This window comes from Micromonospora sp. NPDC002411 (assembly GCF_053592955.1).
Map to the genome: position 1 here is coordinate 1 of NZ_JBSFBM010000154.1, position 15425 is coordinate 15425.

The window sequence follows — 15425 nt, forward strand, 5'->3', positions numbered from 1 at the left end:
TGCCGCGGACGTTGCATGTGGATGCGCCGACGTCGCATGTCGACTGGTCCGCTGGTGAGGTGCGGTTGCTCACCGAGGCGCAACCCTGGCCGGTGAACGGACGCCCCCGACGCGCTGGTGTGTCCTCGTTCGGCATCTCCGGCACCAACGCCCACGTCATCCTCGAAGAACCACCGACCGTGCAAACCCCTGCCGACGACAGGCCGGACGCGCCCGAGGTCGTGCCGTGGGTGCTGTCCGCCCGCTCACCCGAGGCGCTGCACGGGCAGGCCGCCCGACTGGCGTCGGTGGAGGCCGACCCGCGCGACGTCGGCTTCTCGTTGCTGTCGTCGCGGTCGACCCACACCTATCGGGCAGTGGTGTTCGGGCCCGACGAACTGACGGCGCTCGCGGCTGGCCAACCCGGTCCCGTGGTCGGGTCGGTGGTGCGTGGCAAGACCGCGTTCGTGTTCTCCGGTCAGGGTTCCCAGCGCCCCGGTATGGGCCTGGCACTGGCCGACACGTTCCCGGTGTACGCGGAGGCGTTCGACGCGGCCTGCGCCGAGCTCGACCGGCACCTGGACCGGCCGATCCGCGAGGTCATCGCTGACGGAACCGACCTGGACCAGACCGTCTACACCCAGGCCGCGTTGTTCGCCGTCGAGGTGGCCCTGTTCCGCCTGGTGGAGTCGTTCGGGGTCAGGCCGGACTTCCTGGTGGGGCATTCGATCGGTGAGATCGCCGCCGCGCACGTCGCGGGGGTGCTGTCCCTGCCCGACGCGGCCAGACTGGTCACCGCCCGAGGTCGCCTCATGCAGGCCCTCCCGGCCGGCGGGGTCATGGTCGCGGTGCGGGCCACCGAGGCAGAGGTGCTGCCGCTGCTGACCGACGGGGTGAGCATCGCCGCGATCAACGGGCCGCGCTCGATCGTGCTCTCCGGTGTGGCCGGCGAGGTCACCGCCGTCGCGGCGCACTTCGAGAAGTCGAAGCAGTTGCGGGTCAGTCACGCGTTCCATTCGGTGTTGATGGAGCCGATGCTGGCCGAGTTCGCCCAGGTCGCGGCAACCCTCACCTACGACACGCCGCGCATCCCGATCGTGTCGAACGTGACCGGGCAGGTCGCCGAAGCACCTGACGCCGCGTACTGGGTGCGGCACGTGCGCGAGGCGGTCCGGTTCGCCGACGGCATCACCACACTGGAGAGCCTCGGTGTCAGCACGTTCGTGGAGATCGGCCCGGACGGGGTCCTGTCGGCAATGGGCGCGGCCTGCGTCGCCGACGCGGTGTTCGTACCAGTGCAACGCTCTGACCGCGACCAACCGATCACGCTGCTGACCGCCCTCGCGCAGGCCTTCGTGCGCGGCGTCGCTGTGGACTGGACACCCTGCCTGACCGGCGGACGGTTGATCGACCTGCCCACCTACGCCTTCCACCACCAGCGCTACTGGCCGAGGCCTGGCACCCGGGCGACGAGCCCGACCGACGCCGCCTTCTGGGATGCCGTCGAACGTGCCGACCTCGACACCCTCACCCAGACCCTGAAACTCGACGACAGCACCACCCTCACCCCACTGCTTCCCGCCCTGGCGTCCTGGCGGCGCGACCACACCACCGCGCCACTCGGCCGCTACGGCGTCGACTGGACCCCACTACCGCAGGCGGGCACACCCACCGGGACCTGGCTGATCGCCGAACCGGCCGGCGACACCCGCGTCTCGGACGCCCTGGCCGCCACCGGCCTCGACGTGCGGCGCGGCACCCCGGACGCGGAGACGACACCCGACGTCAGCGGCATCGCCGTCGTGGTGGACGACGCCGCGCACGCACTGCACGCCGTCCAGGCCCACCAGTCCCTGGGCACCGACGTCCCGCTCTGGCTGATCACCAGCGGCGCGGTGGCCGCCACCCCGCACGACCCGGCACCCACCCCGTCCGCCGCGGCCGTCTGGGGCCTCGGCCGGGTCGCCGCCCTGGAACTCCACAGCGCCTGGGGCGGCCTCGTCGACCTGCCCGCCGGCAGCGACCCGATCGACGGACGGTTGCTCGCCACCGCACTGACCGGCACCGGAGGCGAGGACCAGGTCGCCGTCCGCGCCGGGCTGCTCGGCCGGCGACTCGTTCCGTCGGCCGGCGCGGGCCGGCAGTGGCAGCCGCGCGGCACCGTCCTGATCACCGGCGGCACCGGCGCGCTCGGCGCTCACGCCGCCCGGTGGGCCGCCGGCCACGGCGCCGACCACCTGGTCCTGCTCAGCCGCCGGGGAGACGCCGCACCCGGTGCCGCGGACCTGCGCGACGAACTGACCGCCGCCGGGGCGCGAGTCACCATCCGCGCGGTCGACCTGGCCGACCGCGACGCCATCGGTACGGTCGTCGCGGACCTGAATGCGGCCGGTGACACGGTCACCGCGGTGCTGCACACGGCCGGCGTCGCCACCCGCGCTCCCCTCGCGGAGCTGACAGCTGACGCCATCGCCGAGGTCACGGCCGCCAAGGTGCTCGGCGCGACACACCTGGACGACCTGTTCCGGGACGCCCCACTGGACGCCTTCGTGTTGTTCTCCTCCATCGCCGGTGTCTGGGGCAGCGGCGACCACGCCGCGTACGCGGCCGCCAACGCGGCACTGGACGCCGTCGCCGAACAGCGCCGGTCCCGTGGGCTCACCGCGACCTCGATCGGCTGGGGACCGTGGGCCGACGGTGGCATGGCCGCCGACAGCGCCGTGGACGAACAACTACGCCGGCGCGGCCTTCGTCCGATGGCCCCCGAGCGGGCCCTGCGCGGCCTGCGGTCGGCGGTCGGCGACGACCGCACCAGTGTCGTCGTCGCCGACGTCGACTGGGCGACGTTCGCTCCGGCGTTCACCGCGGCCCGGCCCAGCCCGCTGCTCGACGGTGTCCCGGAGGTCCACGCCCTCACCACCGAACCGGAGTCGACAGCCGACGACGGGTGGCGGTCCGAGCTGCTGGCACTCGCCGGCACCGAACGGACCCACGCCGTGCTGGAGACAGTCCGGGCCCACGTCGCGGAGGTCCTGCGGCTGCGGTCGTCGCACGCCGTCGACCCGGGCCGTTCCTTCACCGAGATCGGCTTCGACTCGCTGACCGGTGTCGAACTACGCAACCGTCTCGGCGCGGCCACCGGACTGCGACTGCCCAGCACCCTGGTCTTCGACCACCCGACACCTGAGGCACTCGCCGCGTACCTGGAGAACGAGGTCGTCGGGGTGACCGACCCGACCCCGGTCGCCGCCGCGCCGGCCCGCACCGACGAGCCGATCGCGATCGTCGCGATGTCCTGCCGCTTCCCCGGCGGCATCGGCTCGCCCGAGGACCTGTGGCGGTTGCTCGCCGACGGCGGCGACGCCATCGGCGCGTTCCCCACCGACCGTGGATGGGACCTGGACGCCCTCTACGACCCGGACCCGGACGCCATCGGCACCACCTACGTACGCGAAGGCGGATTCCTGGCCGACGCCACCGAGTTCGACGCCGGGTTCTTCGGCATCTCGCCCCGCGAGGCGCTGGCCATGGACCCGCAGCAGCGGTTGTTGCTGGAAACAGCGTGGGAGGCGTTCGAACGCGGCGGCGTGCCGGCCGACGCGCTCCGCGGAAGCCAGACGGGTGTCTTCGTCGGCACCAACAACCTCGACTATGGTCCGCTGCTGACCGGTGAGCAGGAGGCCGCCGAAGGGTACGTCAGCACCGGTAACGCGGCGAGCGTCGTCTCCGGACGGATCTCCTACACCTTCGGGCTGGAAGGCCCGGCGGTCACCGTGGACACTGCCTGCTCGTCGTCGCTGGTCGCCCTGCACTGGGCAAGCCAGGCCCTGCGGCAGGGCGAGTGCGACCTCGCCCTGGCCGGCGGCGTGACAGTCATGTCCACGCCGGGGGCGTTCATCGAGTTCAGCCGCCAGCGGGGCCTGTCCGCCACCGCCCGCTGCCGGGCGTTCTCGGCCGACGCCGACGGGACGATCTGGGGTGAGGGCGTCGGCATGCTCCTCCTGGAACGCCTCAGCGACGCGGTGGCGAACGACCACCCGGTGCTCGCTGTGGTCCGGGGGAGTGCTGTCAACCAGGACGGCGCGTCGAACGGGCTGACCGCCCCGAACGGGCCGTCGCAGCAGCGGGTGATCCGGGCGGCGCTGGCCAACGCGGGCGTGTCCGCCGCCGACGTCGACGTGGTGGAGGCGCACGGCACCGGCACCAAACTGGGCGACCCGATCGAGGCGCAGGCGCTGCTCGCGACGTACGGGCGGGGTCGACCCGCCGACCAGCCGCTGTGGCTGGGATCGGTGAAGTCGAACATCGGCCACACCCAGGCCGCCGCCGGTGTCGCCGGCATCATCAAGATGGTCGAGGCGATGCGGCACGAAACCCTGCCGCGTACGCTGCACGCCGACCAACCCAGCCCGCACGTGGACTGGACCACCGGTTCGGTGGCCCTGCTCACCGAAGAGCGGCAGTGGGCGCGGACCGGTGACCGGCCGCGTCGGGCCGGCATCTCGTCGTTCGGGTTCAGCGGCACGAACGCCCACGCCGTCCTGGAGGAGCCGCCGACCCGCACGCCGTCCGTGCCCACCGAGCCCTCGCAGGCGCCCGTGTTGGCGCTGCCGCTGTCGACCCGTACCGGGCCCGCGCTGCGGGAGCAGGGCACCCGGCTGCGGGACCGCCTCTCGGCGGGGGCCGACCCGAGGGACCTGGTCCACTCGCTGACGACCACCCGCAGCGTCCTGGAGGAGCGCGCGGTGGTGGTCGGCACCGACACGGAAGCCCTGCTCGCTGGTCTCGACGCCCTGGCCGCCGGCGCTGACCACCCCAGGGTGGTCACCGGATCGGCGGTACGCGGGCGGACGGCCTTCGTCTTCTCCGGGCAGGGTTCGCAGCGGCCCGGCATGGGCCTGGCACTGGCCGACACGTTCCCGGTGTACGCGGAGGCGTTCGACGCCGCCTGCGCCGAGCTGAACCGCCACCTTGACCGGCCGGTCCGCGACGTCATCGTCGACGGTGACGACCTGGACCAGACGGTCTACACCCAGTCGGCGTTGTTCGCCGTCGAGGTCGCCCTGTTCCGGCTGGTCGAGTCGTTCGGGGTGACTCCGGACTTCCTGGTGGGGCATTCGATCGGTGAGATCGCCGCCGCGCACGTCGCCGGTGTGCTGTCCCTGTCCGACGCGGCAGCGTTGGTCACCGCTCGGGGCCGGCTGATGCAGGCGTTGCCGGCCGGTGGGGTGATGGTCGCGGTGCGGGCCACCGAGGCGGAGGTGCTGCCGCTGCTGACCGATGGTGTGAACATCGCCGCGATCAACGGGCCCCGCTCGGTCGTCCTCTCCGGTGCGGCCGACGAGGTCGCGCAGGTAGCGGCGGCCTTCGAGAAGTCGAAGCGGCTGCGGGTCAGTCATGCGTTCCATTCGGTGCTGATGGAGCCGATGCTGGCCGAGTTCGCCTCTGTCGCGGCGGCGCTGACCTACGAGTCGCCGCGCATCCCTGTCGTGTCCAACCTGACCGGGCAGATCGCCGAGACCCAGGACGCCGCCTACTGGGTGCGGCACGTCCGGGAAGCGGTCCGCTTCGCCGACGGCATCACCACACTGGAAGGCCTGGGTGTCAGCACGTTCGTGGAGATCGGCCCGGACGGGGTGCTGTCCGCCATGGGCGCCGATTGCGTCACCGACGCCGCCTTCGTCGCGGTGCAGAGATCTGATCGCGACCAGCCCACCACCCTCCTCACGGCACTGGCCAGCGCCTTCGTCCGCGGTGTCCCCGTCGACTGGGGACGGCTGGCTCGGGGTGGCCGGCGCGTCGACCTGCCCACCTACCCCTTCCAGCGCGTCCGGTTCTGGCCGTCCCCGGTCGAACCGGTCACCGTCGACCCGGTGGACAGCGAGTTCTGGCAGGCCGTCGAGGACGGCGACCTCAGCCCGCTCGGCATCACCGGCGACAACGCCGACCTGCTGCCCGCCCTGACCGCCTGGCGTCACGAACGACGAGCCACCCGAACCCGCGACTCGTGGCGTTACGAGGAGGCGTGGACGCCGATCGCCACGTCCACCACGACGGTCGCCGGTACGTGGCTGGTGCTCGGCGACGACGCGTACCTCGCAGTGGTTGCCGAAACCCTCACCGCGCACGGCGCCGAGGTGCGCGGTGTCCCGGAGCTCGGCGTGGACCGGGCCGTGACGGCCGACCGGCTGCGCCTGGCCGCCGCCGGCGGCCCGATCGCCGGTGCCGTCGCGGCCGGTGGCACCCCCGAGGCGGCGCTCACAGTCGTCCAGGCCTACGTCGACGCCGCCGTCGACGCGCCGCTCTGGATGGTGACCACGGCGGCCGTCGCCACCGAGCCCGGCGAACCGGTCGACCCGTCCGCCGCGGCGGTGTGGGGCCTGGGCCGGGTCGCCGCCCTGGAACTGCCGCACCGGTGGGGCGGCCTCCTGGACGTGCCGGCGGACTGGACGGGCGACCACCTCGCCGCCGCCCTCGGCGGCGGTGGCGAGGACCAGCTCGCCATCCGTGGCGATCGGATGCTCGGCCGACGCCTCCGGCACGCCACCGCGCCCGCCGGAAGCTGGCGTCCGCGCGGCACGATCCTGGTCGTCGGCGACACCAGCGGCGACATCGCCCGCTGGGCGGTGGCCGAGGGCGCCGAGCGGGTCATCGTCACCGAGCGGGTCGCCGAGATGGACGACGGCATCGTCACCGTCGAGGCCTGCGCCGGAGACGACCACGCCGCGCTGGCCGACCTGCTGGACCGCGTCCGCGCCGACGGCGTCGCGCTGAGCGCCGTCGTCCTCGCCGACCGCTCCGAGCCCGCACCTACCCCGCTGACCGACACCACACCCGACGCCTGGGACACCCCGGCGGTACGCCGGGCCCGGCACCTGACCGCCCTCGTCGACGATGACCTGGACGCGTTCGTCGTCTTCACCTCGGTGGCCGGCACCTGGGGCGGAGGACTGCAGACCGCCGCAGCGGTGGCCGCCACCACTGTGGAAGCGCTCGCCCAGCAAGCCGGTGCCACAACGATCGCCTGGGGACCCTGGACCGGAAGCGACGAGCGCCTCCGTCGTCACGGTCTGAACGCCCTACCCCCGAACGCCGCCCTCGACGCGATGGCAACCGCCGCCGGCACGCCCGGTCGGGTCGTCCTCGCCGACGTCGACTGGCCCCGATTCGCCAGCGCGTTCGCCGGAACCCGACCCAGCCGACTGCTCGCCGACCTGCCCGAGGTGCCGGTGTCGGCCGCCGAGCAGCCGCCCGCCGGAGACGCCGGGGCCACCGCCGCGCTGCGCGACGAGTGGCGTGCCCGCACCGAACCGGAACAGGAACGGGCGGCTCTCGACCTGGTACGCGGCACCGTCGCCGCCGTCCTGGGGCACGGCACCCTGGAAGCCGTCCCGCCCACCCGGGCCTTCACCGAGCTGGGCTTCGATTCGCTCACCGCCGTCGAGCTGCGCAACCGGCTCGGCCGCGTCACCGGCCTGAACCTGCCACCCACGGCAGCGTTCGACCACCCGACCGCGCAGGCCCTCGCCCGTCACATCCGGGACGCCGTCATCGGCGACGGCCTGGACCTGACCGGCGGGCTCTTCGCCGAGCTGGACCGCCTCGAAGCCGGCCTCGAGCTGTCCACACCGGACAGCACCACGAGGAGCCGGACCGTCCTGCGACTCCAAGCCTTCATCAACCGCCTCAACGACGTCGTCGAGCCGGTCACCGAGGAAGCGCCACCGCTCGAAGAAGCCAGTGACGAGGAACTGTTCGCCTTCATCCGCAGCGAACTCGGCCGCGCCTGACCGGGCCGGGCCAAGGAGGACCACACTCATGACAGACGACTTCCCGGTTCCCGCCATCGAGGACTGGCAGCGGCTCACCCTGAGCGTGCTGCGCAAGTCCGGAAAGGCGGACGAGAACACCCGGGCGGACGAGGCCGCGGACCTGCTGGCCACCACCACGTACGACGGATTCCCGCTGGCCCCGCTCTACACCTCGCACCACACCACGGTGCCGGACGGCGTACCCGGGCAGGCTCCGTTCACCCGGGGCGGTGGGGTCGGCGGCCGGTGGGACGTGCGGACCGTGCACACCGACCCCGACCCGGTACGCAGCGCGGCGGCAGCCCGTGCCGACCTGCACGGCGGGGCGACCTCGCTGTGGCTGCGGGCGACGGCACCCGAGCAACTCGGCGAGCTGCTCGCCGGGATCCCACTGGACCGCACCGGCATCGTGCTCGACGCCGGCACCGAGACCGACAAGGCCGCCGCCGCCCTGTTGGACGTGGCCACCCGGCAGCACATCGACCCACGCGTGTTGCGGGGCAACCTCGGCGCCGACCCGTTCGGCGCGTACGCGGCCAGCGGCGTCGAACCGGAACTCCGGGTCGCCGCGGAGCTGGCGGCCCAGTCGGTGACGGCGCACCCGGAGTTGCGGGCGCTGACCGTCGACGCGACCACCTACCACGACGCGGGCGGCAGTGACGCCGAGGAGTTGGGGTGCGCGCTGGCCACCGGCGTCGCGTACCTGAGGGCGATGAGCGATCGGGGGATCCCGCTGACGAGGTCGCTCGCCCAGCTCGAATTCCGGTACGCGGCGACCGCCGACCAGTTCGCCACGATCGCGAAGTTCCGCGCGGCCCGCCGACTCTGGCACCGGGTCACCGAGGTGGCCGGCGCCAACCGGCCGTCGGCGCAGCGGCAGCACGCGGTCACCTCGGCCGCGATGATGACCGCCCGGGATCCGTGGAGCAACCTGCTGCGGACCACGATCGCCGGCTTCGGCGCGGGCGTCGGTGGCGCCGGGGCGATCACCGTCCAACCGTTCGACCTGGCCCTGGGCCGACCCGACGAGACGGCCCAGCGGATCGCCCGCAACACCCAGATCATCCTGCTCGACGAGGTGCACCTGCATCGGGTCACCGACCCGGCCGGCGGATCCTGGTACGTCGAGTCACGCACCGAGGACCTGGCCCGCGCGGCCTGGGACTGGTTCACCGCCATCGAACGGGCCGGCGGCATCGGGGCGGCGCTGCGCAGCGGTCTGGTCGCCGACCGGCTGGCCGCCACCTGGGAGCGCCGGGCCACGCGGGTGGCCCGCCGGCAGGACGCGATCACCGGGGTCAGCGAGTTCCCCGATCTGGACGAACAGGTCCCCGCCTGCCATGCCGGCTCGCCCGCCCCGGTCGGCGGCCTGCCCCGCCACCGTTACGCGTACCGCTTCGAGGAGTTGCGTCGCCGGGCCGACGACGCGCCGACGACGCCGGTGGTGCACCTGGTCGCCATCGGACGGACGTCCGACCACAACGCCCGGGTCACCTTCACCGCGAACCTGTTCGCCGCCGGCGGCATCCGCACCGTGACGACCGCCCCCGGCGACGCGGTCCCGCCCGGCGCCGTGGTCTGCCTCTGCTCGTCCGACCGGGTGTACGCCGAGCAGACCGCGCCGGTCGCGGCCGCGCTCCGACAGGCCGGTGCGGCGAAGGTCTGGCTGGCCGGGCGGCCCGGCGGGCATCCCGGCGTCGACGACTACCTGTACGCCGGCTGCGACGCGGTGCGCGTGTTGGAGACCACCCTCGACGACCTCGGAGTGCCCCGATGATCCCCTCGTACGCCGACGTCGCGCTCGGCACACCACCCGAGCCGAGTGGCCCGGCCCCGGAGCCGACCGATGTGTGGCAGACCCCGGAGGGGATCGGCGTCAAGCGGTTCTACACGGCGGACGACCTGGCGGGGGTGGACTTTCTCGACTCGCTGCCCGGCATCGCCCCGTTCGTCCGTGGCCCCTACCCGACCATGTACACCACCCGTCCGTGGACGGTCCGCCAGTACGCCGGCTTCTCCACGGCGCAGGAGTCCAACGCGTTCTACCGGCGCAACCTGGCCGGCGGGCAGAAGGGCCTGTCTGTCGCGTTCGACCTGGCCACCCACCGCGGCTACGACTCCGACCACCCCCGGGTGGCCGGTGACGTGGGCATGGCCGGGGTGGCGATCGACTCGATCCTCGACATGCGGGAGCTGTTCGCCGGTATCCCGCTGGACCGGATCAGCGTGTCGATGACCATGAACGGCGCGGTGCTGCCGATCCTCGCCCTCTACATCGTCACCGCCGAGGAGCAGGGGGTCACGCCCGAGCAGTTGGCGGGGACCATCCAGAACGACATCCTCAAGGAGTTCATGGTCCGCAACACCTACATCTACCCGCCGGAGCCGTCGATGCGGATCGTGGCGGACATCTTCGCCTACATCTCGCAGCGGATGCCCCGGTTCAACTCGATCTCCATCTCCGGCTACCACATGCACGAGGCCGGTGCGACAGCCGACCTGGAGCTGGCGTACACCCTCGCGGACGGCGCCGAGTACGTGCGCGCCGGCAAGACCGCCGGCCTGGACGTCGACGCGTTCGCCCCCCGGCTGTCGTTCTTCTGGGCGGTCGGTATGCACTTCTTCATGGAGGTGGCGAAGCTGCGGGCCGGCCGCCTGCTGTGGGCGCGGCTGCTGCGCGACGCCGGCGCGACCGACCCGAAGTCGCTGTCGCTGCGGACCCACTGTCAGACGTCCGGCTGGTCGTTGACCGCGCAGGACCCGTACAACAACGTGGTGCGGACCTGTGTCGAGGCGATGGCGGCCACCCAGGGCCACACGCAGTCGCTGCACACGAACGCGTTGGACGAGGCATTGGCGTTGCCGACCGACTTCTCCGCCCGGATCGCCCGCAACACCCAGCTGCTGCTGCAGCAGGAGTCGGGCACCACCCAGGTGATCGACCCGTGGGGCGGCAGCGCCTACCTGGAGCGGCTCACCCACGACCTGGCGCAACGCGCGTGGGGTCACATCCGGGAGGTCGAGCGGGCCGGCGGCATGGCCCGGGCCATCGAGCAGGGGTTGCCGAAGCTGCGGATCGAGGAGGCCGCCGCGCGTACCCAGGCGCGGATCGACTCGGGCCGGCAACCGGTGATCGGCGTGAACCGGCACCGGCCGGTCGTCGAGGACCCCATCGAGGTGCGCAAGGTGGACAACACGGCGGTCCGCGCCGAGCAGGTCGCGAAGCTTCGCCGGCTGCGGGCCGAACGCGACCAGCCGGCGTGCGACGCCGCTTTGGCCGCGCTCACCCGTGGCGCCACCGACCCGTCGGCCAACCTGCTCGACCTGGCCGTCACCGCCGCCCGGGCCCATGCCACCGTCGGGGAGATCTCCGCGGCCCTGGAGTCGGCGTACGGCCGGCACGTCGCCCGCATCCGCACGACCGAGGGGGTGTACCGCGACGAGGCGGGCACCGATCCCGGTGTCGCGCGGGCCCGTGCCGCCGCCGACGCGTTCGCCGACCGGCGGGGTGCCCGCCCGCGCATCCTGGTGGCCAAGATGGGCCAGGACGGTCACGACCGCGGTCAGAAGGTCGTCGCCACCGCCTTCGCCGACCTGGGGTTCGACGTCGAGGTCGGTCCGCTGTTCCAGACCCCGGACGAGGTCGCCCGGCAGGCCGTCGACGCGGACGTGCACGTCGTCGGCGTCAACTCGCTCGCCGCCGGCCACCTGACCCTGGTGCCCGCGTTGCGCGAGGCGCTGACCGCCCTGGGTCGCGCGGACATCATGATCGTGGTCGGTGGGGTGGTGCCTCCCGGCGACGTCGCAGCGCTCCGCCGGGCCGGCGCCGAGGCCGTCTTCCCGCCCGGCACGGTGCTCGCCGAGGCGGCATCGGACCTGCTGGAACGACTGCTCCGCTGAGGTCGCACCCCGCCCGAGTACACCGGTGGCCGCTCCGAACGGGAGCGGCCACCGTGCGTCGCGGCCCCGTCCACCTGACGGGCTCGGCCGAGCGTTCGTCGCCAAGATCCGCGCAACATCCGGGATCCTGCTGCCTCCCGCGCGGCGGAGGCAGCAACATCCCCGATGTTGCTGGCTCCAGCGCGGTGGAAACAGCAACGTCGGGGAAGTTGCGCGGATCTTGGTGGGGCGCGGCGACCGCGTGGGGCGCGGTGGCGCGGGCGCCTAGCGCTGCGCGGCCAGGCGGCCGGTGGGACGGGTCTTCGGGGCCACCGGGGCGAGCACGGTGATGGCGGTGACGACGAGGCCCTGTTCGGCCAGCCAGCGGCCGCTGAAGCCGCTGAGCCGGCGACCGTGCACCCAGGGCCCGGTCACCAGCAGCGCGGCGGTGAACGTGCCGTTCAGCGGGTCTATGACGATGTTCGCGTCCTCGAAGTCGAGCCACCGCGCGGTCAACGGGAACCAGGCCTTGTAGACCGACTCCTTGGCGCTGAACAGCAGCCGGTCCCAGGCGACACCGGGGTGGTCCCGCAGCAGGACGGCGATGCGGTCCCGCTCCTCGGCCAGGGAGACGGCTTCGAGCACGCCGTTGGCGAGGGCGTCGTTGGGCTCGGCGTCGATGCCGACGGTGGTGACCTTCTCCTGTTCGGCGAGGACGGCGGCCCGGTAGCCGGCGCAGTGGGTGATGCTGCCGACCATCCCGAACGGCCACTGGGGCTCGCCCCGGGTGCCGGGCAGGACCGGCGCGGGAGCGATCCCGATCCGTCGCATCGCCTGGCGGGCGCACCAACGGGCCGTGGTGAACTCGCGGCGGCGCTTGTCCACCGCCTTGCGGACGACGGCCTCCTCTTCGGGGAAGAGGTCGGCGCCGGGCGGGTCCACGAACGTGTCGACGGCCGTCACGGCGCCGGGAAGAATGGACTCGATCATGGCTTCCTCCGCGCCGGAGAAACGGTTCCGGAGTCAGCGGCAACCAACCTGACGCCGGTGGGCGGCAGTGGCTGAGCACGGCTGACATTGGTCACGCTTCAACAGTATCGGCGCTGGTAGCCGCAGGGAACGAACGCTGCAGCTTTCACGGGCCGCGCCCGCCGGGCTAAGGGAGTGCCCTCGACGGCTAGGGGCCGGGCAGCAGGTGGGGGATCCGGTCGCGGGCCGTCGTGCCGCTGCCGCCGGCAGGGGTACGGCCCGCGATCCGCCCCGGGTCACTCGGCGATCTTGGTCCGGCCGGTCCAGGTGAACAGCAGTGGGGAGCCGTCACCGACGCGGCGCTCGAAGTGCTCGTAACCGGCCAGGTAGGGCACCTTGATCTTCCCGTAGACCAGCTGCTCGACGCTGGCCACCACCGTGCGGGGGACGCCGTCGGGTCCACCCTGGAGGAACACCAGCACGGGCTCGGACGTCGGTGCAAGGGCCGGCCGGTCGAGCGTCAGATACTGCTGGGGCATCGGATCGTTCCTCTCCGCCAGGGAGCGTCGTTGCTCCGGAATCCAGCATGCTGGCGTCTCCGGCCTCGACACAGACCCCTAGTACCGCGGTGTCACACGCGCGGCGGACCGCGAGGTGCGGAAGGCCGCGGTTCGTTTCAGCTCTTCAGGCCGTGCTCGATCGCCTCGATGACGCGCGGCCGCAGGTCGTCCGTGCTGACGATGGCGTCGACCGAGCCGACCTCGACGGCCCGCTGGATGCTGTGCACCCGGTCGAACTCCGCTGCCACCTCGCCCAGCTTCTCCGCGCGGACCGCCGAGCGCACCTCGGCGAGCCGGGCGTTCACTGCCGCGCGCTCCGTGCCGGTCGTCCCCGCCACCTGCGCGTGCAGGTCCGCGACCCGGGGGTCCTTGGCGGTACGGGTGTTGACCTCTCCGGAGAAGACGACAGCCGCGGCCGGGGCGCCGCCGAGCACCGAGGCGAACGATCCTTCCAGCGCGAGCACCGTCATGGTCGGATTGAGGGCCTTGGAGAAGACCACGAACGCACCGCCGTGGTAGCGGGAGATCACGCAGAAGACGATCGGCCCGTCGAAGTTCACGATCGCCCGGCCGATCTCGGCGCCGTACTCCAGCTGCAGGTGGCGCATCGACTCGGGGGAGCCGTCGAAGCCGGACAGGTTGGCCAGGACGACGAGCGGACGGTTGCCGGACGCCGCGTTGATGGCCCGTGCCGTCTTCTTCGACGAGCGGGGGAACAGGGTGCCCGCCGTGTAGGTGTCCGGCCCGTCGGTGGGCGGGAACCCGCGCCGGGGTACGGGCCGCGACTCGATGCCGATGAGGCAGACGGGATAGCCGCCGACGTGCGCGTCCTGGACCACCGACGTGTCGGCGTCGGCCATCCCGGCCCAGCGTTCGAGGACGGGGTGGTCCTGGTCGGACAGGGCGCGCATGACAGTACGGATGTCGAAGGCCTTCTTGCGGTCCGGGTTGTGGGTCGCCGAGAAGATCTGCCCGACGGTGGTGAAGTCGCTGCCGTCGACGGTGTGCGGGTAGTCGGAGACGTCCCGGTCCACCGGGTCGTCGGTGTCCGCCCGCCGGGGCCCGGTCTCCCCGGGTACGACGTAGGTGTGGTCGTAGTGGGCCATCAGCACGTCCCGGGCCGCCGGCAGGTCGGGTGCCCAGTACTGGGCCTGCCCGTTGGGCCCCATCACCCGGTCGTAGCCACCGATGCCGAAGTTGTCCTCGGCGGACACGCCACCGGAGAAGTCCAACGAGTGCTTGCCGGTGAGCACCATCGCGGAGTCCGGGGTCATCACCAGGATGCCCTTGGTGTGCATGAGCATCGTCGCCTCGGCGTTCCAGTACGGCTGCGCGCCCACGTTGATGCCGGCCACCACGATGTTGATCTCACCGCCGGCCTGGGTGAACTCGACGATCCGCTTGAGCGCGGCGGCCACCCAGTCCATGTTCTCGGTGCCCGAGGTCATCGAGATCCGAGCGCCGGCGGACAGCGCCCACCACTCCAACGGCACCTGCATCCGCTCGGCCAGGTCCAGGGCGGCGATCACTCGCCGGCACTCCGGCTCCGACAGCGCGCCCAGCGACTTCGTCGGGTCACCGAGCAGCACTACCCGGGTGACACCCTGCGGGTGCCGCTCGGTCGGCGTCGTGACGACCCCGGCGACGATCGCCGCCCTGTTGCGCCCCTTCGGCCGGTCCACCGGCACCAGCACGTGGTCGTCGTCGAGATCGTGCTCGACGAAGTCACCGAGCCGGCCGGTCAGCTCGTACGGGTACACGGTGTTGCGGCTGCTCGCGCGCAGCACCTTGAGCCGGTACTCGTCGAGCGGCTCGATCGGCTCGACCGGCGGTTCACCGACGGCCAGCTCCGCGCCGCCCGCGGCGTCGAACGAGATCCGTACGGCGATCTTGGTCAGGTCGCCGGTCCGGCGGTCGCGCTGCCGCGCGATGAACAGGATCTCCTCCAGCCCGGCGCCCGCTGTCGTCGGGCGCACGCGCCCGGCGATCATCTCCATCTCCTCGCGGGTCAGCTCGCTCGGCGGCCACACGTAGACCACGATGCGGTTCGTGTTGAAGCGCGTCTTCGACGGCCGCAGCGACTGGGCGCGGCGGATCGAGTCGAGGCAGGCGGCGATCGCGTCCTCGGTGGTCGGCAGCGCGACCAGACGGCCGTCCTGCTCGCGAAGCTCGGTCAGGTCACGCACCTGCGCGAACGCGACGAGACGCTCGTCGGCCCGGTTCTCCC

At 72.7% G+C, this 15425-nt stretch carries 6 protein-coding genes; 3 read left to right on the forward strand and 3 right to left on the reverse strand.

Translation table 11 applies throughout. From position 1 onward, the window contains the following. The 3 genes from ACWCO3_RS19145 to scpA form a co-directional block, all read left to right on the forward strand. A partial coding sequence (locus ACWCO3_RS19145) for a type I polyketide synthase (protein ID WP_450011226.1) occupies window positions 1-7769 on the forward strand: 7769 nt, incomplete at its 5' end. A 28-nt stretch (window positions 7770-7797) separates the two neighbouring features. Next, window positions 7798-9567 (forward strand): methylmalonyl-CoA mutase subunit beta, encoded by a 1770-nt coding sequence (locus tag ACWCO3_RS19150; RefSeq protein ID WP_450011228.1) that lies wholly within the window; start codon window positions 7798-7800, stop codon window positions 9565-9567. A 71-nt stretch (window positions 9568-9638) separates the two neighbouring features. Next, window positions 9639-11690 (forward strand): methylmalonyl-CoA mutase, encoded by a 2052-nt coding sequence (gene scpA / locus ACWCO3_RS19155; protein WP_435821794.1) that lies wholly within the window; start codon window positions 9639-9641, stop codon window positions 11688-11690. 264 nt (window positions 11691-11954) lie between these two features. On the opposite strand, the gene ACWCO3_RS19160 is transcribed toward scpA, so the two are convergent. From ACWCO3_RS19160 to ACWCO3_RS19170, 3 genes are all read right to left on the reverse strand, one after another. Then, window positions 11955-12659, reverse strand: coding sequence for a 4'-phosphopantetheinyl transferase family protein (locus tag ACWCO3_RS19160; RefSeq protein ID WP_450011230.1), 705 nt, complete (start codon window positions 12657-12659; stop codon window positions 11955-11957). A 275-nt stretch (window positions 12660-12934) separates the two neighbouring features. Beyond that, window positions 12935-13177, reverse strand: a complete 243-nt coding sequence (locus tag ACWCO3_RS19165; RefSeq protein ID WP_145783107.1) for a DUF5988 family protein — start codon at window positions 13175-13177, stop codon at window positions 12935-12937. Window positions 13178-13314: 137 nt separating this feature from the next. After that, window positions 13315-15425, reverse strand: a 2111-nt coding sequence (locus tag ACWCO3_RS19170) for a carboxyl transferase domain-containing protein (protein ID WP_450011232.1), incomplete at its 5' end; no start/stop codon positions are given.